This is a genomic window from Pseudomonas tolaasii NCPPB 2192 (assembly GCF_002813445.1).
GTDB lineage: Bacteria > Pseudomonadota > Gammaproteobacteria > Pseudomonadales > Pseudomonadaceae > Aquipseudomonas > Aquipseudomonas tolaasii.
Genome location: NZ_PHHD01000001.1, coordinates 5,281,836 through 5,307,404 on the forward strand (window position 1 = coordinate 5,281,836; position 25,569 = coordinate 5,307,404).

A 25,569-nucleotide genomic window follows, 5' to 3' on the forward strand; every position below is an offset into this window, starting at 1 on the left:
AGGCATGCTATTTTTCGTGGGGTAGTCAGCCGTTCCCGACTCGCGGGATAATCGGCTTTTGTCATATTTCAAAGCGTTATGCTCAGGGCTTTTCAATGAATGGAACATCCACCGCCAGCGCCGCCGCATTGATCGCGCGGCTGGACTGGGCAAAAAGCCCGCTCGGTGAGGCCAATGAATGGCCGCAAAGCCTGCGCACTGCGGTGGATATCGTCGTTCATTCGCCGATGCCGATGCTCCTGCTGTGGGGCAACCAGCTGACCCAGCTTTATAACGACAGCTTCGCCACCCTGGCGGGCAGCAAACACCCCGGCGCTCTTGGCCAGCCGGCTCACCAGACCTGGCCGGAGCTGGAAAGCTTTACCGCGCCCATCTACGACGCCGTGCTCGGCGGCCAGGTGCGCACCTTCAGCGAACAGCGTTTCGTCTTGCAACGCGACGGCCGTGACACCGACATCTGGCTCGACCTGACCTACAGCCCGATCCGCGATGAAAGCGCCCGTGTGGCGGGCATCCTGGTCACCGCCATCGAAACCAATGAGCGCCGCAGCAAGGCGCTCGAACTGCAACAGCGCTCCGAAGACAGCCTCAAGGCCCAGCACAACACCGAACAACGCCTGCAACTCGCCCTCGCCGCCACCGACGCGGTGGGCACTTGGGATTGGGATATCGGTGAAGACCGCTTTATCGCCGATGCCCATTTCGCCTACCTGCACGGCGTCGACCCCAACGACGCCGGCCTGTTGCCCATCAGCGACTACCTGCAAGGCGTGCACCCCGAAGACCGTGGCATGGTCGCGCGCAGCATCAAGCACTGCATCACGTTCGGCACCGAGTACGCCGAGGAATACCGTTTGCTGCAAGCCGACGGCCAGGTGCGCTGGGTATTTGCCCGGGGCCGCTGCTACAAGGACGCCCAAGGCCGCCCGGCGCGGTTCCTGGGCGCGGCGCTGGACCTGACCGAGCGCAAACACACCGAGCAGGCGTTGCGCCAAAGCCAGACCGAGCTGCAACTGATCATCAACGCCATGCCGGTGCTGATCAGCTATGTCGACCACGAGCAGCGCTTTCGCCTGAACAACAGCGCCTACCTGGATTGGTACGGCATGACGCCACAGGAGCTGTACGGCAAGACCATCCGCGAAGTGCTTGGCGACGAGGTGTATGCCGGGCGGGCGGACAAGATCGCCGCCGCCCTCAAGGGCAAAGCCTGCAGCTTCATGACCATGACCCCGCACCGTGACGGCCGCCCGCGCCATGCGTTGATGAAATACCTGCCGCGCTTCAGCAATGACGGTTCGGTGAACGGCTTCTACATTTTTGTGATCGACGAAACCGAACGCAAACTCACCGAAGAAGCCCTGCGCCACCTCAACGAGAACCTCGAAGAACGCGTGGCCCAGCGCACCCAGGCGCTCGCCGAAGCCAACCAGCGCCTGCAAAACGAGATGTTCGAGCGCGAGCGCGCCGAAGACGCCCTGCGCCATGCCCAGAAAATGGAAGCGGTGGGCCAGCTCACCGGCGGCATCGCCCATGACTTCAACAATATGCTCACCGGCATCATCGGCAGCCTGGACTTGATGCAGCGCTATATCGCCGCCGGGCGCAGCGATGAAATCGGCCGCTTTACCGACGCCGCCGTGTCCTCGGCCCATCGCGCGGCCGCCCTCACCCACCGGCTGCTGGCGTTCTCGCGGCGCCAGTCGCTGGACCGGCGCCCGCTCGACCCCAACCAGTTGGTGGCGTCTCTGGAAGACCTGTTCCGGCGCACCAAAGGCGCGCATATCGGGCTCAAGGTGCGATTGGGCCGGGATATCTGGCCAGTCAACACCGACGCCAGCCAGCTGGAAAACGCTCTGCTTAACCTGGTGATCAACGCCCGCGATGCGATGCCCGATGGCGGCGAAATCCTCATCGAAACGGCCAACAGCTACCTGGACGGCACCGACATCACCACCCTCGAACCGGTCAAGGCCGGTGATTACGTGATGCTTGGCGTGTGCGACAACGGCACCGGCATGGCACCGAAAATTCTGGCCAAGGCGTTCGACCCGTTCTTCACCACCAAACCCATCGGCCAGGGTACCGGCCTCGGGCTATCGATGATTTACGGCTTTGCCCAGCAATCCGGCGGCCACGTCACCATTCAAAGCGAACCCGGCCAAGGCACCTGCGTACGCCTGTATTTGCCGCGCCTGCATGGCACGGCGCTGGAAAGCGAGTTGCCCGCGCATTTGAGCGAAGCCCCGCTGGCCTTGGCGGGCGAGGCGGTTGTGGTAGTCGAGGATGACGCGGCGGTACGCATGCTGGTGGTCAACGTACTCGACGAACTGGGCTACACCGCCCACCAGGCCGCCGATGCCCGTGCGGCACTGCCGCTGCTGGAGTCGGATTTGCGTGTGGACCTGCTGGTGACCGACGTGGGCTTGCCCGGCATGAACGGCCGGCAACTGGCAGAGATCGCCCGCCAGCATCGCCCGGGTCTGCGGGTATTGTTCATGACCGGCTACGCCGAGAAAGCGGCCGAGCGTCAGGGTTTTCTGGAAGACGGCATGGACATGGTCGCCAAACCGTTTTCAATCGACCTGTTGGCCACCAAGATCCGCAGCATGATCAGCGTGGATGAATGAGTTCAGGCATAATCGCGCGCCCTTCCGTTTGACCGTTGCAAGGTAACAACATGAAAGCCCAAGCCCGTCACATCCTGGTAAAAACCAGCGAAGAAGCCGAACAGCTCAAGCAGCGCATCGCCAAGGGTGAAGCCTTTGATGTGCTCGCCAAGAAGTACTCCACCTGCCCGTCGCGCAAGCGTGGCGGTGACCTGGGTGAAGTGCGGCCCGGGCAGATGGTGGGGGCGATTGATGCGGTGATCTTCAAAAAGCCGATAAAGGTGGTGCACGGGCCGATCAAGAGCAAGTTCGGGTATCACCTGGTGCAGGTCTTCTACCGCGACTGAGGGGCTTGGCTGTAAACCGCTATCGCAGGCAAGCCAGCTCCCACAGACACCGCTCTAGTGTGGGAGCCGGGCTTGCCCGCGAACCGCCGCAGGCGGCCATTCAACGAGGAATCAAAGCCCCCGGCACCTGAATGACCCGGCTGGCCAGCTGATGCCCGGCCAGTGCGGCCTGCTCCGGCGAACCGCCCTTGAGCCGGCTGGCCAGGTACGCCGCGCTGAATGAGTCGCCCGCCGCCGTGGTGTCCACGACCTTTCCGACTTTCAACGCCGGCACCGCAAAGCGCTCGCCGTCGCAACGGATCAAACACGCATCCGCGCCGCGCTTGAGCACCACTTCAGCAATGTCCGGATACGCCGCAAATACCTGTTCGCTGTCTTCATAGCCAAACAGCGCACGTTCGTCGTCCTCGGTGAGCAAGGCGATGTCCACCTGGGCCAACACCGCGTGGTAGGCCGCGCGCGCGGCTTCAACCGTGGCCCACAGACGCGGCCGGTAGTTGTTGTCGAACACCACCTTGCCGCCTTGCCGACGGGTTTCTATCAGGGTTTGCAGCAGGCGCTCACGCCCGACTTCACCCAGCACCGCCAGGGTGATGCCGCTGAAATACACCACGTCATAACCCGGCAGCGCGGCCAGAATCGGTTCGGCGGCGGGCGTGGTGAAGCAGTCGCGCACGGCGGCTTCGTTGCGCCAGTAGAGAAACTTGCGCTCGCCGTTGGCGTCGGTCTGGATGCAATACAAACCGGGCAAGCGCCCGGCCAGGCGCTGGACCATGCCGAGCCCCAGGCCTTCCTCTGCCCATTGCTGGCACATGGCATCGCTGAAACGGTCATCGCCCAGGGCGGTGACGTAGTCGACGCTGCCGGTGTCGCCGAGTTCGCGGCGCAGGTACACCGCGGTGTTCAGGGTGTCGCCGCCGAAGCTCTGGTGCAGGCTGCCGTCGGCGCGGTGTTGCAGTTCGATCATGCATTCGCCGATGAGGGCGATGCGGGGTTGGCTGGTCATGACAGTTTCTCGGGTGTTCTTCAGGGCCCCATCGCAGGCAAGCCAGCTCCCACAGTTGAAAGTATTCACAATTCAACATGTGGGAGCCGGCTTGCCTGCGATGGCCGCGACACGGTTTAGAAGCAGGTATGAAGAGACTCAACCACCTGCAACTGCTCATCCACCAGGCAGCCCACCTGCCATTTGTCAAAGGTCAGGCACGGGTGGGAAGTACCGAACGAAATGATGTCGCCAATGCGCAATTCCACCCCCGGCGCCACGGTCATGAACGCATGCTGGTCCATCACCGCCGTGACCTTGCAGGCCGTCACGTCATCGCCGTCCGCCGCAATAATGCCCGCCTTGTAGCGCTTGAGCGGCACCGGTAAACCGGCGTCGTAGGCCACGTCGCGCTTGCCCAGGGCGATCACCGCAAACCCCGGCTCAGGCAACGACTGTACGTGGGCCCAGACTTCCAGCGCCGGGCGCAGGCCTTCGTTCAGGTCGCTGCGACGGTCGAGCACGCAGCATTGCGCCTCTTTGTAGATACCGTGGTCGTGGGCCACGTAGCTCCCTGGGCGCAGCACGCTGAGGAAGCGGCCGGCGGCATTTTGTGCTTCGAACGATTCGGCGATCAGGTCGTACCAGGCAGAACCTGATGCGGTAACGATCGGCTTGGGAAGGTCGAAAGAGCCGCTGTCTTGCAGGTCCACGGCCAACCGCACCAGGCTGGCGGCGAAGTCGCGGATGCCACTGATGGCGTGCTCGCCGTGGATCACGCCTTCATAGCCCTCAATGCCCGTGAGGGCCAGGGCCGGCTGGGCCTTGATCGCCTTGGCCAGTTCGCGCACTTCCTGCTCGCTGCGGCAACCGCAACGGCCACCGACCACGCCGTATTCGATCATCACGTTCAAACGAAGGCCACGGGCGGCGAAGAACAGGCCCAGGTCGGCGACGTTGTCGGGGTGATCAACCATGCAGTGGAAGTCAAAGTCCTTGTCGGCCAGCAAGTCGGCAATCAACGCCATGTTCGGCGCGCCCACCAGTTGGTTGGCCATCAGCACACGGCGAATGCCACCGGCATAGGCAGCGCGGGTCTGCACGGCGTTGGCCAGGGTGATGCCCCAGGCACCCGCCTCGATCTGACGCTGGAACAGCGCCGGCATCATGCTGGTTTTGCCATGGGGCGCCAGTTCTGCGCCGCTGTTGCTGACAAAGTCCTGCATCCAGCGAATGTTGTGTTCCAGCGCGTCGCGGTGCAGCACCAGGGCCGGCAGGCTGACGTCACGGACCAGGTGCGCGCCAACGGCGGCGGCGCCTTTTTCAACGGCATTGTGGGCAGACATGGAAAACTCCTATTCGTTGATGCGCCGGGCCAGGTTGTTGGCACTGTCGATCAACACCCGGCGATAGTCGTTGTAGTTTTTGATCGCATCGGCGCGCGGGGCGACGATGCACAAGGTCGCAATGCTGATGCCCTGTCCGTCCCGTACCGGGGCGGCAAAGCAATGGGTAAAGGTGTCGGCCACGCTGTCGAAGGAAAAGAAGCCATCGAGGGTGGCCTGACGGATTTGCGCCAGGAAGGTTTCCAGCGGCAAGCGCTGGCCATCCGGCAGGATGAAGTCGTCGTGGTCGATCAGGTCGATGATCTGCTGATCACTCAAGTGCCCCAGCAGCAGGCGCCCGGAGGCTGTCCACGGGATGGGGGCGTTTTCGCCAATGTCCGACGAAATGCGGAAATGCCGCTCACCCTCACGCATCAGCGCCACCGTGTATTTGCGCCCATTGAGCAGGCACATCTGCGCGGTTTCGTGGGTTTGGCTGACAATTTCCTGCAAGGCGAAATCGGCTTCGCGGGTCAGGTCGAAATGGCGCAAGTGCGCCTGACCAAGGAAATACAGCTGACGGCCGAGGTAAACGTGACCGTCCTTGCCCACCGTTTCGAGGATGCGCCGCTCGAGCAGCGACGCAACCAGTTCGTAGACGGTGGATTTGGGGCTGCCAATGCCGCTGGCAATATCATTCGGGCGCAGGGGCTGGCCGATTTCCTTGAGAAAATCGAGGATATCGAACGCACGGTCCAGTCCTTTGGCGCGGCGCTTGATGGTGTCTTCGGTCATGGCAGTGTGGGTCCGGTCAAAGGTATGTACTGCATAGGCGATCCCCTGTGGGAACGGGCTTGCCCGTGATTGCGGTGGGTCAAGGGTGGATGGGCCGACTGACACTCCGCTATCGCAGGCAAGCCAGCTCCCACATGGGATCGTTGGCGGCCTTAAGGTCGGGGCAATTTAGCCTTTTTTCTTGTACGCCACGCAATCAATCTCCACCTTGCAATCGACCATCATGTTGGCTTGCACACAGGCGCGCGCCGGGGCGTGTTCCGGGGTGAAGTATTCGCCGAAGACCTTGTTGAAACTCCAGAAGTCCCGTGGGTCTTCCAGCCAGACGCCAACGCGTACGACATCTTTCAATTCGTAACCGGCCTCTTCGAGAATGGCCACCACATTGCGCATGGTCTGGCGGGTTTGCTCGATGATGCCGCCCTGGACGATTTCACCGTCCACCGCCGGCACCTGGCCCGAGACGTAGAGCCAGCCGTCGGCTTCCACCGCACGGGCGAAAGGACGTGGCTGGCCGCCGCCGGCGGTGCTGCCGGTGCCGTAACGAGTAATGCTCATAAAATAACTCCTGAAATTAAAAACGGATGTTCTTCAAAAATTCCGCCAGGCGCGGCGATTGCGGGCGTTCGAAGATGTCCTTCGAGGTGCCCTGTTCTTCAATGCGGCCCTGGTTCATGAATACGATCTTGTCGGACACTTCATAGGCAAAGCGCATTTCATGGGTGACCAGCAACATGGTCATGCCCTCTTCCGCCAGGCCCTTGATCACGCTCAGCACTTCGCCCACCAACTCCGGGTCGAGGGCCGAGGTGACCTCGTCGAACAGCATCAGGCTGGGGTTCATCGCAATGGCACGGGCAATCGCCACACGCTGTTGCTGGCCGCCGGACAACTGACCGGGGAAGTGATTACGACGTTCCAGCAGGCCCACGCGGTCCAGCCATTTTTCGGCCAGGGCCACGGCTTCGTCCTTGCCCATTTTCTTGACCTTGAGCAGGCCGAGGGTGACGTTCTGCAAGGCGGTCAGGTGCGGAAACAGGTTGAATTGCTGAAACGCCATGCCGGTCATTGCACGGTGCTGGGCAATCACGCGCTCGGGATGGCGCACACGCTTGCCGGCAATTTCGCTGTAGCCGATGGACTCGCCGTCCAGGGTAATCTGGCCGCCCTGGAACTCTTCCAGCAGGTTGACGCAGCGCAGCAGCGTGGTCTTTCCCGAGCCGCTGGAGCCGATCAACGTCACCACGTTGCCGCGCTGCATGGACAGATCGACGCCCTTGAGCACTTCCACCTGGCCATATTGTTTACGCAGGCCGCGGATGTTCAGCAGCGGTTGGTTGGATTGAGGTTGGTTCATGGCAAGGCCACCCGCTTTTCAATGTAGCGCCCGAATAACTCGATGGCGTAGTTGATGACAAAGAACAGAAACCCGGCGAACAGGTAGAACTGCAGGGTCATGAAGTTACGTGCAATGACTTGCTGGGAACTGAGCAGCAACTCGGCCACGCCGATCACCGAGAGCAAGGTCGAGGCCTTGACGATTTCGGTGGAGGAATTGACCCAGGTCGGCAGGATCTGGCGCAACGCCTGGGGCAGCAGCACATAACCCAGGGATTGGTAGAACGTCAGGCCAATGGCCTTGCCTGCTTCCAGTTGCCCACGGGGAATGGCCTGCAGCGCACCGCGCACGATTTCCGAGACGTGGGAGCCGCAGAACAGCGTCAGCCCGACGGCACCAGCCTGGAACGCGGTGATCTGCCAGCCGAGCGCCGGCAGCATGTAGAAACACGCCAGCACCAGCACAAACACCGGGGTGCCACGGATCAAATCCACGTACAGACGAAACGGCGCACGCATCCAGAACTTGCCGTAGGTCAGGATCAACCCGGCGACAATGCCGATCAGGGTGCCGAAGATAATCGCCAGTGCCGACACATAAACACTGGCCTGAAAGCCCGCCCACAGGGTATCCCGGGCGATCCACAACTCATGCAGCCAGCTTGGGGACTCGTACATGAAAGCCCTCCTTAACGACGGATCGCCAGACGCTGTTCCAGGTAACGGAGCAGCATGGCAATGAGGTAACAGGCAGCCACATAGAGCGCGGTCGTGACCAGCCAGGTTTCAATCACCCGGTAGCTTTCGACGTTGATCTTGCGGGCGTAATAGGTCAGCTCCGGCACCGCGATTGCAGCGGCCAGGGAGGTGTCCTTGAACAGCGAAATAAAGTTGTTCGACAACGCGGGCAGCACGTTGCGCAGCATCACCGGCACGGTGATGTACGCGCGGATGCGCCACTCGCCCAGGCCAATGGCCAGGCCGGCTTCACGCAGCCCCTTGGGAATATTCAACAGCCCGGCGCGGAACACTTCGGTCAGGTAAGCACCGGCGTACAACGACAGGGTGATGATGAACGAGGGGATTTTGTCGAGGCGCACCCCGAGGGTGGGCAAGGCAAAGTAGATCAACAGAATCAGCACGAGGATCGGCGTGTTACGGATCACCGTCACATACACCGAGGCGAGCACACGCAGCGCACGGTGTTTGGACAGCATGGCAAACGCCATCATCAAGCCGATCACGCAGCCAATCGCGATCGACAGCAAGGCCAGCTCAAGGCCCAGGCCCAGCCCCGCCAACAGGCTGGGGAAATCGCGCCACACGGCGGCAAAGTTCAACTGATAGTTCATGGTCGGCAGTACCTGATTGGGGCGCCGTCAACGACGCCCCAGTGTTTACGAATTACTTGAACTCAACCGGAAAACCGATCGCAGGTTCCGGCAGATCCACGCCGAACCATTGTTTGAACGAGGCCTTGTAGGTCGGGAACTCCACGCCGGTCATGGCTTCATGCAGGGCGGTGTTGACGAAGTTCAGCCAGTCCTGGTCCCCACGCTTGACGGCACACGCGTAGGTTTGCGGGCTCCAGGCGTAGGTCGGGCTGCGGTAGCGGCCAGGGTTTTGCACCATCAGGTATTTGACCGAGGACTGGTCGGTGGCGGCGGCATCGGCGCGGCCCGAGTTCACGGCCTGGTACATCAGGTCGACGCTGTCGTACTGGTCGACCTTGGCTTTTGGCAGGGCCTGATGCACCAGTTCTTCGGCGTACACGTTCTGCAACACCGCCACGGTCACACCGTCGCCGGCCGCTTGCAGGTCTTCAATCTCTTTGTACTTGCTGTTGATCGGCAACAGCAGGCCCACGCCTTCGCGGTAGTACGGCAAGGTAAATGCCACTTGCTGTGCACGGCTGGCGGTGACGGTGATGAACTGGCAACTCATGTCGACCTTGTCGGTCAGCAGGTTGGGAATACGTGCGTCGGACGACTGCACCACAAACTCGACTTTGCTCGGATCATTGAACAAGCCTTTGGCCACGATGCGGCCGATGTCGATATCAAAACCCTGCAACTTGCCATCCGCTCCCTGGAAGTGCCACGGCGCATTGGTACTGCCTGTACCCACGATCAGGTGCCCACGCTTGAGCACATCATCGAGCTTGCTGTCCGCCGCGTGCACTACGCTTGCGAGGGAAGCCGATGCGGCGAAGAGAAAAACACACGCTTTAAACACGGAAGGTCGGTGATGCATGACAAGCACTCCAGGAGTTGTGTATTCCGCTATACCGGAACTTAGTATGTAACAACGGAATAGACAGCAGAAAGTGTGCCATACGCGGTAACAGAAAAATATGACAGGAACAAATTGTTTAAAAATCAAATAGATAAAACAAAATGACTAACAAGGCGTTACGCCAGCACCGAGGGCGGAGTTGATACCCAACGCCCCACCCATCGGTGACAGCTCCAATCAGGTGCGCCCCATCGGTGTTACCCGGCGCTGTTTTGGTGCGCGCACTCAGATGGAAATATCTCCCCACTGGACTAGCCTTGGCACATCACCGCCGACAAGGATCCCGTCCCAATGAAGTTCAGCCCTCTCCTGTTTTTGCTGGTTTTTTTACTCGCCGGCAACGCCTCGGCTACCAATGACCGACGCGACTGCAAAGAACAATTGCAAAAGCTCAAGGAAGCCTACGGCAACGACTACACCCGCCAGAACCATCACGGTTACCGCAAGGCCAAGGCATCCCGGGACAATGAGGAATACAGAAAGTGTGCGAGCCAGGCGCGCAAGGCCCGGGAACGAGTGGAGCGCGATGGCGATGCTTAAGCGGCGTACCTGTCAGAGTTGACAGTAGACGGGGGTGATTGCTCGATTTAGCGTGACCGGAAAACAGCCCGATCAGGCTGACAGGAGGTCGCCATGAATGAAATGCAAACAGCCGCCGAAAACTTCGAGCGCTATCAAAGTGCCCTGAAAAAAGATCTGCCGGTTATCGTGGTGTTCAAGTCTCTACACTGCCAGTTATGCAAGGAGCTCGACCCCTGCTTCAACCGAATTGCCGAGCAGTACGCCGATCAAGTGGCGAGCTTTATCTTCGACACTGAGTACATCCCTAGAGTGGACGGCGTTGAAGGAACCCCCACACTCAAGGTGTTCATAAATGGCAAGGAAGTTGAATCACTCCTGGGGATTGGCTTGCCAGGTGATGAGCAGAAAGCCGTCCTGGAAGACGTGTTCGACGAGTACGCCAACACCGAGACGCCGTCCCAGGACAACTTTCATCAACACCGGCAAACCGGCCAGGACTTAGGCTCCAGCCACTAAAGGCACCAGAACCACCTGCGTCACCCGTCGCTCTTCCACCGCCGCCACCGTGAGGCGCCAGCCTTCATGCTCCAGGCTGTCGCCCACCACGGGCAAGCGGTCCAACAGGCTCATCACCAGGCCGGCCAGGGTCTGGTAGTCCTCGCTGGCTGCCGCTTGAAAGCCGGTGCGCTGGCGAATCAGGTTGAGGTTCAACGCGCCGTTGGCCCGGAACCCGCCCGCCTCTTCGACAATGTCCGGCCCTTCGATCTCGCTGGCGTCCGGCAATTCACCGGCGATGGATTCGAGGATGTCGGTCATGCTCAACACGCCCATAAAGTCGCCGAATTCGTTGATCACGAAAGCGATGTGGGTCGATTCCTGGCGCATCTGTTCCAGGGCATTAAGGATCGAAAAGCTTTCCAGCAGGTTGATCGCGCGGCGCGCAAGGTGCTCAAGGTCAGGCTCGTTGCCGGCCAGGTACTCTTTGAGCAATTCCTTTTTGTGCACAAAGCCCAAAGGTTCATCCACCGCGCCGTTGCGGATCAACGGCAACCGCGAGTAGGACGAGTGCATCAGCTTCAGGCGAATCGTCTCGGCATCGTCCGCCAGGTCAATGCAGTCCACCTTGGCACGCGGGGTCATCAATGTGCGAATCGGCCGCTCGGCCAGTTGCAGCACGCCACTGATCATCACGCGCTCACGTCGATCGAACAGCGGGCCCTGATGGGTATCCGGCTCGCCAAGCAAATCGGCGACCTCATCCTCCATACCTTCTACCGCCAGGCTGCGGCCGCCCAACAAACGCATGACCGCGTGGGCCGTACGCTGGCGTACCGGCAATGTGCCCTGCGCCGACTTCTTGCGGCGGGCGCGGGCGATCTGGTTGAACAGCTCGATAAGGATCGAGAAACCAATCGCCGCATACAGATAGCCCTTGGGAATATGGAAACCCAGGCCTTCAGCGGTCAGGGCGAAACCGATCATCATCAAGAAGCCCAGGCACAGCATGATCACCGTCGGGTGGGCATTGACGAAACGGGTCAGCGGCTTGCTGGCCACAATCATCACGCCGATGGACACGATCACCGCGATCATCATCACCGCCAGTTCGTCCACCATGCCCACGGCGGTAATCACCGCGTCGAGGGAGAACACCGCGTCGAGTACCACAATTTGCGCGACGATCGGCCAGAACATCGCATAGGCGGCGTTGCCCGTGCGCTGGGCCACATGGCCTTCGAGGCGCTCATGCAGTTCCATGGTGGCCTTGAACAGCAGGAACACACCACCAAACAGCATGATCAGGTCACGGCCGGAGAAGCTCTTGTCGAATACCTCGAACAACGGCTGCGTGAGGGTGACCAGCCACGAAATACTCGCCAGCAAGCCCAGGCGCATCAGCAGGGCCAGGGACAAACCGATCAACCGCGCCCGGTCGCGCTGCTCCGGCGGCAGTTTGTCCGCCAGAATCGCGATAAACACCAGGTTGTCGATGCCCAGCACCAGTTCCAGCACAATCAAGGTCAACAGGCCGAGCCAGGCCGTTGGATCCGCTAACCATTCCATTTATAGAGTCTCTTTATCGGTTTTTCAGAATGCCGGGCACGGCAATGCGCGGTCAGTGGGCCGGGACAAGGTTAGCAGTCGGAATACGGGGTGCTTCAGCAGGAACAGCGGCAGTGATTGTCTTGGGGAAAGACGACTGGGAGGCTCCGAGAGGGTGTTCATGTAAGTCCTGTAATGGGAAAAGGACTTGAATCGTACAGTCGAAAGTTAAATTTCCCACAACGCAAAACTATTACAAGATCTGTAGAACCCAACACATCACTTGTGTGGGAGCTGGCTTGCCTGCGATGCAGACAACTCGGTCCATCAGTAAAACCGAGGTGATGCTATCGCAGGCAAGCCAGCTCCCACAGGGGCCTGATCTGCATGGTCGAACGATGGGGTATCAGGACTTTCGGGTCGCGTCGTCCAGCGCCAGGATGGTGTGCGCATTGGTCACCGTGGTTGCCAGCGTATTGATCACTCCCGACCTTAACGCCCCCAGCGTCGCCGCCGCCTTGGTGTTCTCGCTGGCGATCGCCACCACATCCGGAATGCGAAACAGCTCCTGCACGGTCAACCCGATCACCCGCCCCTGAATGGCGTTGACCGCCGGCTGCCCGTGAATGTCGATAAAGTCATACCCCATCATGTCACCCACCGTGCCGGACAGCCGCGCCTGAGCGATTTCCTGCGGCGAAAACCAGCCCATGCGCACCATATTGCTGTTTTCGCTCATATCGCCAATGCCGATCAGCGCGATATCCGCGCGCCGCGCACGGTCGAGGGTCGAGCGCACCGTGTCGTTGTTGATCAGCACACCGCGCAATTCCGGGTTGGCCACCAGTGCCGGCGCGTACAGGCTTTCACTTTCGCCGCCAAAACGCAGGGCCAGACGCCGGCAGATATGGTCCGGGTTCATGTACTCACCGGCCTTGAGCGAACCGCCGATAGCGCACACAAACGTGCAATTGCGTGTCACCGGCAAAAACACGTTATCGGCCACCGCGCCGACATTGCGGCCCATGCCCACGGCGACAATCATGCCGTCGCCCAGGGTTTTGTTCAGGTAGTTGGCCACCAGGCTGGCGACGGCCGAGCGCTGGGTGTCGGGCTCGCTGTGGTCGACGGCAATCAAGGCGCGGTCGAGCTTGAAACGTTCGACCAGCGCCCGCTCCAGCTCGTTGTTCATCGCCGGGTGCTGCAGCACGCGCACCTCGACAATGCCCTCATCGCGCGCGCGCTTGAGCAAGCGGCTGACTTTCGCGCGCGACAGGTCGAAGCGCTTGGCGATGGCCTCCTGAGTGACGTTCTCAAGGTAATAGAGCATCGCCACTTCGGTCATTTGATCGATATCGCTGGCCATGCGCTGGGTACTGTCACTCATGGGGACGGGCTTCCGTTTCGGCGTCAAAGGCGCATTCTCCCGACTCTTGCCCCGTTCCGTCCACTACTGATGCCCGTCACGCTCGATCGCATTGATGCGTTCGACCTTCGCCCCGGAACGCGCGGCCTCGAACTCAGACTCCAGGAACGATTTGACGATGCTTTTCGCCAGCTCGGCGCCGATCACCCGCGCACCAATGGACAAAATCTGCGCATCGTTGCTCTTGCGCGCACGCTCCGCCGAATAGGTGTCGTGGGCCTGGGCCGCACGAATACCCAGCACCTTGTTGGCCGAAATCGCCATGCCAATGCCGGTGCCGCATACCAGCACGCCCAGGCGCTGCTGCCCGGCGTTGATGGCGGTGGCCACAGCCAGCGCGATATCCGGGTACAGCACCGGCGCCGTGGAATGGGTGCCGAAGTCGGTCACCGGGTAACCCAGCGCCTCGATATGGCGCTTCAACAGCTCTTTGAGCTCAAAACCCGCTTCATCGCATCCGATAGCCACCGGGAAAGGTGTGTTCATGGCGTCTGGCTCCGCTGCCGAGATCTTACTGATGACTGATCATATGATCAATCTGTGAAATTTCGCTCACTCATTTCGCGGGCATTCAAACCTTTCTGTCAAGCGAGTTTTAACTGACCTGCCAGTCAACCCCCCTCTATTCAGGCGTATTTCAGCGCAAAGATGACATTCTAACCTTTTACATTAAAGAGATTGACTGATCAGAATTTCATTTGGTACACATATGCTCACAGAGAAACATGACTGTGCGACCTAATAAGAATTCACAGCACGAGGACACGCCGATGGCCACGCCATTACTGCTCCAGGCTGAACACGTCGCCAAGGCTTACGCCGGGGTGCCTGCCCTGCGTGACGGGCGCCTCTCTCTGCGGGCCGGCAGCGTTCACGCGTTGTGTGGCGGCAATGGCGCCGGCAAATCAACGTTTCTGAGCATTCTGATGGGCATCACCCAGCGTGATGCCGGCACCATTCTGCTCAACGGCGCGCCTGTGCAATTCAACCGCCCGAGTGAAGCGCTGGCGGCGGGGATCGCGATGATCACCCAGGAGCTGGAACCCATCCCCTATATGACCGTCGCCGAGAACATCTGGCTGGGCCGCGAACCGCGCCGCGCCGGCTGTATTGTCGACAGCAAGGCTCTCAACCGCCGCACCCGCGAACTGCTCGAAAGCCTGGAATTCGACGTCGACGCCACCAGCCCCATGCACCGCCTGAGCGTGGCGCAGATCCAACTGGTGGAAATCGCCAAGGCGTTCAGCCATGACTGCCAGGTCATGATCATGGACGAACCCACCTCCGCCATCGGCGAGCGCGAAGCCGAAACCCTGTTCAAAGCCATCCGCCGCCTCACCGCTCGCGGCGCCGGCATTGTTTACGTATCGCACCGCCTCAGCGAACTGGCGCAGATTGCCGATGACTACAGCATCTTCCGCGATGGCGCCTTTGTAGAAAGCGGGCGCATGGCCGATATCGACCGCAACCACTTGGTGCGCGGCATCGTCGGCCAGGAACTCACGCGCATCGACCACAAGGTCGGCCGCGAATGCGCGGCCAGCACCTGCCTGCAAGTCGACAACCTGAGCCGTCACGGCGAGTTCCACGACATCAGCCTGAGCCTGCGCCAGGGCGAAATCCTCGGCATCTATGGCCTGATGGGCTCCGGGCGCAGTGAATTCCTCAATTGCATCTATGGGCTGACCGTCGCCGACTCCGGCAGCGTCACCCTGCAAGGCAAACCCATGCCGGTTGGCCTGCCCAAGGCCACGATCAACGCGGGCATGTCACTGGTCACCGAAGACCGCAAAGACAGCGGCCTGGTGCTCACCGGCAGCATTCTGTCCAACATTGCGCTCTCGGCTTACAAACGCCTGTCGAGCTGGTCGCTGATCAATGCGCGCAAGGAAACCCAGCTCGCGCAGGACATGGTCAAGCGTCTGCACATCAAGACCAGTTCCCTGGAATTGCCGGTGGCGTCCATGAGTGGCGGCAACCAGCAAAAAGTGGTGCTCGCCAAATGCCTGTCCACCGAGCCGGTGTGCCTGCTGTGCGACGAGCCCACGCGCGGCATCGACGAAGGCGCCAAGCAGGAGATCTACCACCTGCTCGACCAGTTTGTGCGCGCCGGCGGCGCGGCCATTGTGGTGTCGTCCGAAGCCCCGGAATTGCTGCACCTGAGTGATCGCATCGCCGTATTCAAAGGCGGCCGGCTGGTGACCATCAGCACCGACACCGCCCTTTCCCAGGAAGCCTTGTTGAGTCTTGCCTCATGAATGCCAAAACCTCCATTACTGCCCCTGTCACCGCCGCACCGCGCAACCGTGTGCGCCTGTCCCTCGACCGTTTCGGCCTGCCGCTGGTGTTTATCCTGCTGTGCGTGGTGATGGCGTTTTCCAGCGAATATTTCATGACCTGGCGCAACTGGATGGACATCCTGCGCCAGACCTCGATCAACGGCATCCTCGCCGTGGGCATGACCTACGTGATCCTGACCAAGGGCATTGACCTGTCAGTGGGCTCGATTCTGGCCTTCGCCGGGCTGTGCAGCGCCATGGTTGCAACCCAGGGTTACGGCTTGCTCGCGGCCGTCAGCGCCGGGATGTTTGCCGGGGCGATGCTCGGTGTAGTCAACGGCTTTATGGTCGCCAACCTGTCGATCCCGCCGTTCGTGGCCACCCTGGGCATGCTCAGCATCGCGCGGGGCATGACCTTCATCCTCAATGACGGCAGCCCGATCACCGATTTGCCCGACGCCTACCTGGCGCTGGGCATCGGCAAGATCGGCCCGATTGGTGTGCCGATCGTGATCTTCGCCGTGGTCGCACTGATCTTCTGGATGGTGCTGCGTTACACCACGTACGGCCGCTACGTGTACGCGGTGGGCGGCAATGAAAAAAGCGCGCGCACCTCGGGCATTGGCGTGCGCAAGGTGATGTTTTCGGTGTACGTGGTTTCGGGTTTGCTCGCAGGCCTTGCCGGCGTGGTGCTGTCGGCGCGCACCACCTCCGCCCTGCCCCAGGCCGGGGTTTCCTACGAACTGGACGCGATTGCCGCGGTGGTGATCGGCGGTACCAGCCTTTCGGGCGGCACCGGCAGCATTGTCGGCACGCTGTTTGGCGCGTTACTGATCGGCGTGATCAACAACGGGTTGAACCTGCTCGGCGTGTCCTCTTATTACCAGCAGGTCGCCAAGGGCCTGATCATCGTGTTCGCAGTACTGATCGACGTGTGGCGCAAGAAAAAACGCTAGAGAACGACCCACAACAATAACCGGAGTTCTACTTATGAAACTGGGTACCACCTTGGCCGCCGTGGCGGCTCTCTCCCTGCTCGCCAGCAGTATCGCAATGGCCGCCGACGGCAAGACCTACAAAATCGGCGCCGCCGTCTACGGCCTCAAGGGCCAGTTCATGCAGAACTGGGTGCGCGAGTTGAAGGAACACCCGGCAGTCAAGGACGGCACCGTGCAACTGACCGTGTTCGACGGCAACTACGACGCCCTGACCCAGAACAACCAGATTGAAAACATGGTGACCCAGCACTACGACGCCATCCTGTTCGTGCCGATTGACACCAAGGCCGGCGTCGGCACCGTCAAGCAAGCCATGAGTAACGACGTGGTGGTGATCGCCTCCAATACGAAAGTAGCCGATGCCGCTGTGCCGTACGTGGGCAACGACGATGTGGAAGGCGGCCGCCTGCAGGCCCAGGCCATGGTCGACAAGCTCAACGGCAAAGGCAACGTGGTGATCATCCAGGGCCCGATTGGCCAGTCGGCGCAAATCGACCGCGAAAAAGGCGAGCTGGAAGTGCTGAGCAAGCACCCGGACATCAAGATCATCGAGAAGAAAACCGCCAACTGGGACCGCGCCCAGGCGCTGGCACTCACCGAAGACTGGCTGAACGCCCACCCCAAAGGCATCAACGGCGTGATTGCACAAAACGACGACATGGCCCTTGGCGCGGTACAGGCCCTGAAGTCCCATGGCTTGTCGTCCAAGGACGTGCCGGTCACCTCGATTGACGGCATGCCGGACGCGATCCAGGCGGCGAAGAAAGATGAAGTCACCACCTTCCTGCAAGACGCCCAGGCCCAATCCCAGGGCGCGCTGGATGTGGCATTGCGCGCACTGGCCGGCAAGGACTACAAGCCGCAGTCGGTGATTTGGGAGCGCTACGCCAAAGACGTGAAATGGGGTGACGGCACCGACAAAAATTACATCCTGCCGTGGGTGCCGGTGACTAACGCGAATGCGGATGCGCTGTACAAACAAGTCAGCGGCTCCAAGTAGCTTGATCGTTCCCACGCTCCGCGTGGGAATGCATCCCGTGACGCTCCGCGTCACCCAACATCGGGACGCAGAGCGTCCCAGGCGGCATTCCCACGCAGAGCGTGGGAACGATCGACAGAGGAGTCATTCATGTCCGGTTTCTGGAACCAAGCCTTCGACCTCACCGGCCGCTGCGCAGTGATCACTGGCGGCGCCGCCGGCATCGGCCTGGCCTGCGCCACCCTGCTGGTTGAACGCGGTGCGCGCGTCGCCCTGCTCGACCGCGACCCTGCCGTGGTTGAAGTCGCCGCCCGCCTGGGCAGCGGCCACCTGGGCATTGCCGTTGATCTCGGCCGGATCGGCCAGATACAACACACCATCGATAGCGTTTTCGAACACTTCCAGCGCCTCGATTACCTGATCAACAGCGCCGGCGTGGTGCTGCTCGACAAAGCCGTGGAGGTGAGCGAAAGCGCTTGGGATACCACGCTGGATATCAACCTCAAAGCCAGTTTTTTCGTAGCCCAGGCCTGCGCCAGACACATGCTGGTCCAAGGCAGCGGGCGCATCGTCAACCTCGCCTCCCAGGCCGCCGTGATCGGCCTGGACCGCCACGTCGCCTACTGCGCGAGCAAGGCGGCCATCGTCGGCATGACCAAGGTACTGGCCATGGAGTGGGCGCCGCAGATCAATGTCAACGCCATCTCTCCGACCATCGTCGAGACCGCCTTGGGCAAGAAAGCCTGGGCCGGTGAAGTGGGTGAAAAGGCCAAGTTGCAAATCCCGGCGGGTCGCTTTGCCCAACCGGAAGAAATCGCCGGGCTGGCGTTGTATTTGCTCAGCGACGCTGCACAGATGATCACCGGCGCCAACATGGTGATCGACGGCGGCTACAGCATTCAGTAATTCATTTTTTTGTCGTGAGGTTTTGTCATGTCCACCGTTACCGAACGCACACCTGAACACCTGTCCCCGGTCATCCCGAAAACCATGCAGGCCGTGGTCTGCCATGGCCCGGAAGACTACCGCCTGGAAACCGTCGATGTGCCCACACCCGGGCCCGACGAGATTCTGACCAAGGTCGAGCTGTGCGGCATCTGCATGGGCGACATCAAGACCTACCGCGGCGCACCCTCGTTCTGGGGCGATGCCGAACAACCGCGCTACGTGAAACCGCCAATGATTCCGGGGCATGAGTTCGTCTGCCGCGTGGTCGCGCTCGGGCCTGGCGCGGAAAAACGCGGCGTGAGCGTCGGCGACCGGGTCATCTCCGAACAGATCGTGCCGTGCTGGGGCTGCCGTTTCTGCAACCACGGCCAGTACTGGATGTGCCAGAAGCACGATTTGTATGGCTTCCAGAACAACGTGCAGGGCGCCATGGCCCAGTACATGATCTTCACCAAGGAAGGCATCATCCACAAGGTGCCGGAATCCATTGCCCCGGACGAAGCGATCCTGATCGAACCGCTCGCCTGCTCGCTGCACGCCGCCGAACGCGCCAATGTCGACCACGACGACGTTGTGGTGGTCGCCGGCGCCGGCACCCTCGGCCTGGGCATCATCGGCGCCGTGCGTTTGCGCAACCCGAAAAAACTGATCGTGCTCGACATGAAACCCGAACGCGCCGCCCTCGCCCTGCGCATGGGCGCCGACGAAGTGTGGAACCCGGCCGAAGTCGATGTGATGGCCAAAATCCGCGACATCACCGACGGTTATGGCTGCGACATCTATATCGAAGCCACCGGGCACCACAAGGCGGTGAACCAGGGTCTGGCGATGCTGCGCAAGCTGGGGCGTTTCGTCGAATTCAGCGTATTCAATGACGAGGCCACGGTAGATTGGTCGATCATCGGCGACCGCAAGGAACTGGATATTCTGGGCTCGCACCTGGGCCCGTACATGTACCCGCGGGCCATCGACTTTATTGGCAACCGCAAGATCGACATGCGCGATGTGGTGACTCACAAGTTTGCGCTGGCGGACTTCAAGGAAGCGTTTGCGGTGATGGAGCGTGGGGACAAGTCGCTCAAAGTGGTACTCGAACCCTGATTTCACCGACGCAGCTCCCACATTAGATTGTTGTTGCCCTTTAAGAACAAAAACAGGAACCCGCGTTATGAATCGAGTCATCAATGATCCGGACCAGGTGGTCGAGGACATGCTGCGCGGCATTCTGGTCGCGCACCCTGAGCTGCGCCAATACGAGACCAACCCGCGCGTCATCGTCAAAGCCAAACCTTCGGCGCCAGGCCGCGTCGGCATTGTCACCGGCGGCGGCTCGGGCCATGAGCCTGCCTTCCTCGGCTACGTCGGCCCGGGGCTGGTAGACGCCGTGGCCGTCGGCGAAATCTTCTCCTCGCCCACCGCCAAAAGCTTCTTCGACGCCTTCCGCGCCGCTGACCATGGCGCAGGCGTGGCGTGCCTTTATGGCAACTACGCCGGCGACAATATGAACGTAAAACTGGCGATGAAAATGGCCGCCAGCAAAGACATGCGCATCCGCACCGTGGTCGCCAACGACGACGTGGCCTCGGCGCCCAAGGCCGATATCGCCAAGCGCCGTGGCGTGGCCGGGGAAATTTTCATGTGGAAGATCGGCGGCGCAGCGGCCGCCCAGCATTACGACCTGGACGGAGTGATCCGTGTCGCGCAAAAAACGGTCGATAACTGCCGCTCCATCGGCATCGGCCTGACGCCCTGCACCATCGCCGCCGTGGGCAAGCCGAACTTCCACATTCCCGACGGCCAGATGGAACTCGGCATCGGCCATCACGGCGAACCGGGCATTGAAGTCGTTCCCATCGAGTCTGCCGCCGCCATGGCCGAACGCATGCTCGCGCCGATTCTCGCCGACCGAGACTTCAGCGTGGACGACAGCGTGGTGGTGCTGGTCTCGGGGCTCGGCGCTACACCGGTGATGGAGCTGTACATTTTCTACGCCGAAGTGGAGCGCCAGCTCACGGCCAAGGGTCTGAACATTCATCGCTGCTATGTAGGCAATTACTTCACATCCCTGGAAATGATGGGCGTAACCCTGACCCTGCTCGGCCTCGACGCAGAGCTCAAAACCCTGATCGACCAACCCTGCCGCTCCATCGGCATGACCCAGGCGGAATGAACCATGAGCCAGCATTTTTCCACCCGTGACGGCGGCGCCATCGTCAGCGACCTGGTCAGCGTGATTGTCGCCAACCGCGAATACCTCAGTGAAATCGATGGCGCCATCGGCGATGGCGACCACGGCATCAACATGGCCAAGGGCTTTGCCCACTGCGGGCGCACCATCGAAGGCCGCCAACTGACCCTGGCCGAAGCGCTGGACGAGCTGACGCTGAGCCTGATGGAAGGCATCGGCGGTTCCATGGGGCCGCTGTATGGCAGCCTGTTTATCGGCATGGCCGACGAAGTGCGCAGCAGCGAAAACATTGATGCGGCAACCTTCGCCCACTTGCTGCGCGGCGGTCTGACCTCATTGCAGGACATTACCGAAGCCGGCGTGGGCGACAAGTGCCTGATGGACACCTTGATTCCGGCGGTTGAAGCCTTCGAGCACGCCCATGCCAGTGGCGCCTCATTCAATGATGCACTGGACGCCATGAAAGCTGCCGCGTCCCAAGGGCGCGACTCGACCAAAGACCTGATCGCAAAAATCGGCCGGGCCAGCCGTTTGGGCGAGCGCTCGTTGGGCGTGCTGGACGCCGGGGCGGTGTCCTGTTGCCTGATCCTCACGCGCCTGGCGGATTCAGTCCAGCCGCGCCTCACCTGACACCACAAAAACCCCTGTGGTGAGCGGGCTTGCCACATTAACCCGCTCGCCACAGGAACTAGACGCCCATTTTGACCTGCTGAATGTACCGCACCACCGCCGGCGCCTTCTCAAAGCGCCGGTGAATCAGCGACAACCACGACGTAGCGTCATTGCCCTGAATGGGCCGATACACCACACCCGGCAAACTCACATGCCCCACCAGCGACGCCGGCACCACCGCCACGCCCTGCCCCAATGACACCAACGCAACGACTGCCACCAGGCCACCCGGCTGCGGGCCGAGTTGCGGTGCGTAGCCCCCTTGCGCCGCCACGTGCAAGGTGCCGCTGATTTGTTCCGGCAGGATGAAGGTCTCGTTTTGCAGGTGCTCGCAGAGAATGGCCTTCAGTCCCAGCAGCCATGAATCACGGTGCAGCGCCAATACGAAACCTTCGCTGTCCAGGCGCACGGCCTCCACCCCCTCAGGCAGGGTCATGGGGGATCGGATGTAACCGATATCACATCGCCCATCCGCGATGGCACCCGGCAAGCTGGCCATCGCACACTCGCGCACATTCACGCTCACATCGGGAAACGCCTGGCTGAACGCCTGCATTTGCCGCTGCAATACCCCGGAATACACCGCCGAGGCGACGTAACCCAGCTCGATATGGCCGATCTCGCCGCGCCCGGCGCGCTGTGCATTGCGCTGGGCGAACTCAAACTGGCGCACCGTGGCTTCGGCCTCTATCAGTAACGCAGCGCCTGCTTCGGTGAGGCTGACTTCACGTTGCTGGCGCACGAACAGACGGGCGCCCAGGTCGGTTTCCATGTCCTGAATCTGCCGGCTCAGCGTCGGCGGCGCGATACCCAACTGCTCGGCCGCGCGGGTGAAATTGCGCTGACGGGCCACAGCGAGGAAGTAGCGGAAGTGGCGTATTTCCATTTCAGCATTAGCTCAAAGGTAATAAAGTGAACCGGGGCGCCTAACAAAGACCATGGCCGCCAAGGATAAGCTCGTGATACCTCAACACTAAAGAGCCTCTGCGATGTCCGTCAACCGTCATTTCCGTATTGCCTGCAAGGTAATCAAACCATGAGCCGGGTCAGTCCACGCCTGACACTGCTCACGGCTTCGGGTGTGTGCTCGCTGATCGTGCTCGACACCAATATCGTCGCCGTGACCCTGCCCAGCATCGCTCGCGATCTGGGAGCCAACTTCGCCGATATCGAGTGGGTAGTCAGCGCTTACATGCTGGCCTTCGCCGCGTTGCTGCTGCCAGCCGGTAGCATTGCCGACCGCTTTGGCCGCAAGAAATCGCTGATCTGGGGCCTGAGTATTTTCATCCTGGCATCACTGGGTTGCGGGGCGGCACCGAACGCGTTGTTCCTCGACATTGCCCGCGCAGTGAAAGGCGTGGGCGCCGCCTTGCTGCTGACGTCGGCGCTGGCCTCCATCGGCCACACCTTCCACGATGAAGTGGACCGCGCAAAAGCCTGGGCTTTCTGGGGCGCGTGCATGGGCGTGGCGATGACTGCTGCACCAACCCTGGGGGGTTTGATCACTCAGTACCTGGGCTGGCGCTGGATCTTCTATCTCAACCTGCCGGTGGGCCTGGCGCTGATGACGCTGGTAGTGCGCGCGATTCCGGAGTCCCGTGACGCCCAGTCCGCACGGCTGGACCCGTGGGGCAGCCTGGCGTTCAGCGCCAGCCTGCTGTGCCTGATCTGGGGCCTGATCGAAGCCAACCGCATCGGCTGGAACAGCCCGCTGACCTACGCGCGCCTGATCGGCGGTGCGATATTACTGGGTGTATTTGTGATCGTTGAACGCCTGCAACAGCGGCCGATGGTGGACTTGCAGCTGTTCCGCCATCCGCGCTTTATCGGCGCCTTAATGGGCATGTTTGCCTACGCCGGGTGCGCTCAGGTGATGATGACGCTGCTGCCGTTTTATCTGCAAAACGGCCTGGGCTTTTCCGCGATTGCCTCCGGCCTTGGCATGCTGCCCTTTGCCCTGACCATGCTGGTTTGTCCACGCATCGGCGCACGCCTGGCCGGGCGTGTTGCGCCGGCTACGATGATGGCGACCGGCTTGACCCTGGTGGGTTGTGGCAATTTGCTGAGCGCCTGGGCAGTGAGCGCCGGCGGCTACCTGCCCTTCGCCCTGGCAATTGCCGTGACCGGCGCCGGCGCTGGCCTGCTTAATGGCGACACCCAGAAGAACATCATGGCCTGCGTACCTCGGGACCGCGCGGGCATGGGTTCGGGCATGAGCACCACCATGCGCTTCAGCGCGATCATGCTGGCGATTGGGGTTTACGGCGCGCTGCTGAGCAGTCATAGCGAACAGCTGCTGAGCGCGAGTATCGGCGCGCAATGGCAGGAGCAGGTGGCAGGCATTGCATCACGCGTGGTGGCAGGTGATATGCCGGCGGCCATGGGCTTGTTGCCGGAATCGGCACGGGCGGTGGTACAACCGCTGGCGCGGCAGGCGTTTGTGGGCGGGTTCAGCGGGGTGTTGTGGGTGGCGGGGTTGTTGGGGTTACTGGGTGCCTTGGTGGTGGGGATGTTGATGAGAAAGCCGATACCCTTGGCGCAACAGTCCTCCGCGACGACACCAACCTGAATGTGGGAGCGGGCTTGCCCGCGATGCAGGCACCTCGGTGTGTCAGTCACACCTTGGTGATGCTATCGCAGGCAAGCCAGCTCCCACAGTTGGGGCAGCCTACATCAGGATTACCAGAACCGCTGCTGAGTCAACCGGCTCCACCAGGTCAGCAACACACGGTCCACCGAACCGCTGGCCGCCAGGCCCACGCGCTCTTGCAGGCTTTTGCGCTCGGCATAGTGCAGGTGGTACACCTCGGCGGTCTTGGCTTTAGTCGCCAGGTACTCGTCGCTGGTTTGCAGCTCATCTACCAGCTGTTTGTCGAGGGCAGCAACACCCAGCCACACTTCGCCGGTCGCCACTTCGTCAATCGCCAGCTGTGGGCGATAACGCGACACGAAGTTCTTGAACAATTGGTGGGTAATGTCCAGGTCTTCCTGAAACTTCTCGCGACCCTTCTCGGTGTTCTCGCCAAACACGGTCAGGGTGCGTTTGTACTCGCCGGCGGTCAGCACTTCGAAGTCGATGTCGTGCTTTTTCAGCAGACGGTTGACGTTGGGCAATTGCGCCACGACGCCGATGGATCCGAGGATGGCAAACGGTGCGCTGATGATCTTCTCGCCGATGCACGCCATCATGTAGCCGCCGCTGGCCGCCACCTTGTCGATGCACACCGTCAACGGCACGCCTGCCTGGCGGATGCGTGCCAGCTGCGAAGACGCCAAACCATAGCTGTGCACCATGCCGCCGCCGCTTTCCAGGCGCAGCACCACTTCGTCCTTCGGTGTGGCAAGGCTCAGCAGCGCGGTGATTTCATGGCGCAGGCTTTCGGTGGCCGAGGCCTTGATGTCGCCGTCGAAATCCAGCACGAATACCCGCGCCTTGGCCTCGGGTTTCTTCTTGGCATTTTTCTTTTCGGTTTTGCTTTCGGATTTGCGCAGGGTCTTGAGCTGGTCCTTGTCGAGCAGGGTCGACTCCAGCCGCTCGCGCAGGCCTTTATAGAAGTCGTTGAGTTTGCTGACCTGCAATTGGCCGGCGGATTTGCGACGGCCTTTGCTGCGCAGGGCCGCGAAACTGATCAACACCACCAGAATAGCGACCACCAGGGTGACGGTCTTCGCCAGGAAACTCGCGTATTCAGCCAGAAAATCCATATGACTCCTTAGAAAATTGCACTGCGCCAGGCGCGGATGGCCCCAGCATACCGGCGGCACTGCCTTGGAGCCAGTGCTCAAACCGCCAGCAGTGGCGCTCTAACGAGCTTTTAAA

Annotated in this window: 25 protein-coding genes; 12 read left to right on the plus strand and 13 right to left on the minus strand. The window is 61.1% G+C overall.

Going from position 1 to position 25,569, the window contains the following annotated elements; all coding sequences use genetic code 11:
* Nucleotides 1–95: 95 nt before the first annotated feature.
* Together ATI14_RS24185 and ATI14_RS24190 are read left to right on the plus strand one after the other, a co-directional pair.
* Complete coding sequence (locus tag ATI14_RS24185) at nucleotides 96–2,630, plus strand: PAS domain-containing hybrid sensor histidine kinase/response regulator (protein WP_016969724.1); 2,535 nt, start codon at nucleotides 96–98, stop codon at nucleotides 2,628–2,630.
* 50 nt (nucleotides 2,631–2,680) lie between these two features.
* Entirely contained in the window at nucleotides 2,681–2,956 is a 276-nt protein-coding gene (locus tag ATI14_RS24190; protein ID WP_016969725.1) for a peptidylprolyl isomerase, read from the plus strand.
* 100 nt (nucleotides 2,957–3,056) lie between these two features.
* Here the strand turns inward: ATI14_RS24190 and ATI14_RS24195 are convergent, their stop codons facing one another.
* The 8 genes from ATI14_RS24195 to ATI14_RS24230 form a co-directional block, all read right to left on the minus strand.
* Complete coding sequence (locus ATI14_RS24195; protein WP_016969726.1) at nucleotides 3,057–3,962, minus strand: sugar kinase; 906 nt, start codon at nucleotides 3,960–3,962, stop codon at nucleotides 3,057–3,059.
* Nucleotides 3,963–4,078: 116 nt separating this feature from the next.
* Entirely contained in the window at nucleotides 4,079–5,287 is a 1,209-nt protein-coding gene (locus ATI14_RS24200) for an amino acid deaminase (protein ID WP_016969727.1), read from the minus strand.
* 9 nt (nucleotides 5,288–5,296) lie between these two features.
* Nucleotides 5,297–6,061, minus strand: coding sequence for an IclR family transcriptional regulator (locus ATI14_RS24205; protein WP_016969728.1), 765 nt, complete (start codon nucleotides 6,059–6,061; stop codon nucleotides 5,297–5,299).
* A 168-nt stretch (nucleotides 6,062–6,229) separates the two neighbouring features.
* Entirely contained in the window at nucleotides 6,230–6,619 is a 390-nt protein-coding gene (locus ATI14_RS24210; RefSeq protein ID WP_016969729.1) for a RidA family protein, read from the minus strand.
* Between the two features lie 16 nt (nucleotides 6,620–6,635).
* Nucleotides 6,636–7,418, minus strand: a complete 783-nt coding sequence (locus tag ATI14_RS24215; RefSeq protein WP_016969730.1) for an amino acid ABC transporter ATP-binding protein — start codon at nucleotides 7,416–7,418, stop codon at nucleotides 6,636–6,638.
* Entirely contained in the window at nucleotides 7,415–8,077 is a 663-nt protein-coding gene (locus ATI14_RS24220; RefSeq protein ID WP_016969731.1) for an amino acid ABC transporter permease, read from the minus strand. Before ATI14_RS24220 ends, ATI14_RS24215 begins: the two co-directional genes overlap by 4 nt.
* A gap of 11 nt (nucleotides 8,078–8,088) precedes the next feature.
* Entirely contained in the window at nucleotides 8,089–8,751 is a 663-nt protein-coding gene (locus ATI14_RS24225; RefSeq protein WP_016969732.1) for an amino acid ABC transporter permease, read from the minus strand.
* A 52-nt stretch (nucleotides 8,752–8,803) separates the two neighbouring features.
* The gene (locus ATI14_RS24230) at nucleotides 8,804–9,652 is read right to left on the minus strand and encodes a transporter substrate-binding domain-containing protein (RefSeq protein WP_016969733.1); all 849 of its coding nucleotides are present in this window, start codon (nucleotides 9,650–9,652) and stop codon (nucleotides 8,804–8,806) included.
* A 333-nt stretch (nucleotides 9,653–9,985) separates the two neighbouring features.
* Between ATI14_RS24230 and ATI14_RS24235 the strand changes: the two genes are divergently transcribed.
* Nucleotides 9,986–10,234 carry a hypothetical protein gene (locus tag ATI14_RS24235; RefSeq protein WP_016969734.1) on the plus strand — a complete coding sequence of 83 codons (249 nt, stop codon included), beginning with the start codon at nucleotides 9,986–9,988 and terminating at the stop codon, nucleotides 10,232–10,234.
* A gap of 93 nt (nucleotides 10,235–10,327) precedes the next feature.
* Nucleotides 10,328–10,732, plus strand: a complete 405-nt coding sequence (locus ATI14_RS24240) for a thioredoxin family protein (RefSeq protein WP_016969735.1) — start codon at nucleotides 10,328–10,330, stop codon at nucleotides 10,730–10,732.
* Here ATI14_RS24240 and ATI14_RS24245 read toward each other — a convergent pair.
* The 3 genes from ATI14_RS24245 to rpiB form a co-directional block, all read right to left on the minus strand.
* Nucleotides 10,715–12,280, minus strand: coding sequence for a TerC family protein (locus tag ATI14_RS24245; RefSeq protein WP_016969736.1), 1,566 nt, complete (start codon nucleotides 12,278–12,280; stop codon nucleotides 10,715–10,717). The genes ATI14_RS24240 and ATI14_RS24245 overlap by 18 nt on opposite strands.
* 385 nt (nucleotides 12,281–12,665) lie before the next feature.
* Complete coding sequence (locus ATI14_RS24250; protein ID WP_016969737.1) at nucleotides 12,666–13,646, minus strand: sugar-binding transcriptional regulator; 981 nt, start codon at nucleotides 13,644–13,646, stop codon at nucleotides 12,666–12,668.
* A gap of 63 nt (nucleotides 13,647–13,709) precedes the next feature.
* On the minus strand, nucleotides 13,710–14,171 hold the full coding sequence (gene rpiB / locus ATI14_RS24255; RefSeq protein ID WP_016969738.1) for a ribose 5-phosphate isomerase B: 462 nt from the start codon (nucleotides 14,169–14,171) through the stop codon (nucleotides 13,710–13,712).
* Between the two features lie 284 nt (nucleotides 14,172–14,455).
* Here rpiB and ATI14_RS24260 point away from each other — a divergent pair, with 284 nt between their 5' ends.
* From ATI14_RS24260 to dhaL, 7 genes are all read left to right on the plus strand, one after another.
* Nucleotides 14,456–15,943 (plus strand): sugar ABC transporter ATP-binding protein, encoded by a 1,488-nt coding sequence (locus ATI14_RS24260; protein ID WP_016969739.1) that lies wholly within the window; start codon nucleotides 14,456–14,458, stop codon nucleotides 15,941–15,943.
* A complete protein-coding gene (locus ATI14_RS24265; RefSeq protein ID WP_016969740.1) occupies nucleotides 15,940–16,920 on the plus strand; it encodes an ABC transporter permease in 981 nt (326 codons plus the stop codon). Before ATI14_RS24260 ends, ATI14_RS24265 begins: the two co-directional genes overlap by 4 nt.
* A 34-nt stretch (nucleotides 16,921–16,954) precedes the next feature.
* Nucleotides 16,955–17,962: a substrate-binding domain-containing protein gene (locus tag ATI14_RS24270; RefSeq protein ID WP_016969741.1), complete on the plus strand. Its 1,008-nt coding sequence runs from the start codon at nucleotides 16,955–16,957 to the stop codon at nucleotides 17,960–17,962.
* A gap of 129 nt (nucleotides 17,963–18,091) precedes the next feature.
* Complete coding sequence (locus ATI14_RS24280; RefSeq protein WP_016969742.1) at nucleotides 18,092–18,847, plus strand: SDR family oxidoreductase; 756 nt, start codon at nucleotides 18,092–18,094, stop codon at nucleotides 18,845–18,847.
* A gap of 27 nt (nucleotides 18,848–18,874) precedes the next feature.
* On the plus strand, nucleotides 18,875–19,990 hold the full coding sequence (locus tag ATI14_RS24285) for an MDR/zinc-dependent alcohol dehydrogenase-like family protein (protein WP_080520314.1): 1,116 nt from the start codon (nucleotides 18,875–18,877) through the stop codon (nucleotides 19,988–19,990).
* 67 nt (nucleotides 19,991–20,057) lie between these two features.
* On the plus strand, nucleotides 20,058–21,059 hold the full coding sequence (locus tag ATI14_RS24290; protein WP_016969743.1) for a dihydroxyacetone kinase subunit DhaK: 1,002 nt from the start codon (nucleotides 20,058–20,060) through the stop codon (nucleotides 21,057–21,059).
* A 3-nt stretch (nucleotides 21,060–21,062) separates the two neighbouring features.
* Nucleotides 21,063–21,707, plus strand: coding sequence for a dihydroxyacetone kinase subunit DhaL (gene dhaL / locus ATI14_RS24295; RefSeq protein ID WP_016969744.1), 645 nt, complete (start codon nucleotides 21,063–21,065; stop codon nucleotides 21,705–21,707).
* Between the two features lie 58 nt (nucleotides 21,708–21,765).
* Here the strand turns inward: dhaL and ATI14_RS24300 are convergent, their stop codons facing one another.
* Nucleotides 21,766–22,635: a LysR family transcriptional regulator gene (locus ATI14_RS24300; RefSeq protein ID WP_016969745.1), complete on the minus strand. Its 870-nt coding sequence runs from the start codon at nucleotides 22,633–22,635 to the stop codon at nucleotides 21,766–21,768.
* 150 nt (nucleotides 22,636–22,785) lie between these two features.
* Here ATI14_RS24300 and ATI14_RS24305 point away from each other — a divergent pair, with 150 nt between their 5' ends.
* The gene (locus ATI14_RS24305; protein ID WP_016969746.1) at nucleotides 22,786–24,318 is read left to right on the plus strand and encodes an MFS transporter; all 1,533 of its coding nucleotides are present in this window, start codon (nucleotides 22,786–22,788) and stop codon (nucleotides 24,316–24,318) included.
* A 110-nt stretch (nucleotides 24,319–24,428) separates the two neighbouring features.
* On the opposite strand, the gene sohB is transcribed toward ATI14_RS24305, so the two are convergent.
* Entirely contained in the window at nucleotides 24,429–25,454 is a 1,026-nt protein-coding gene (gene sohB / locus ATI14_RS24310; protein WP_016969747.1) for a protease SohB, read from the minus strand.
* Between the last annotated feature and the right edge of the window lie 115 nt (nucleotides 25,455–25,569).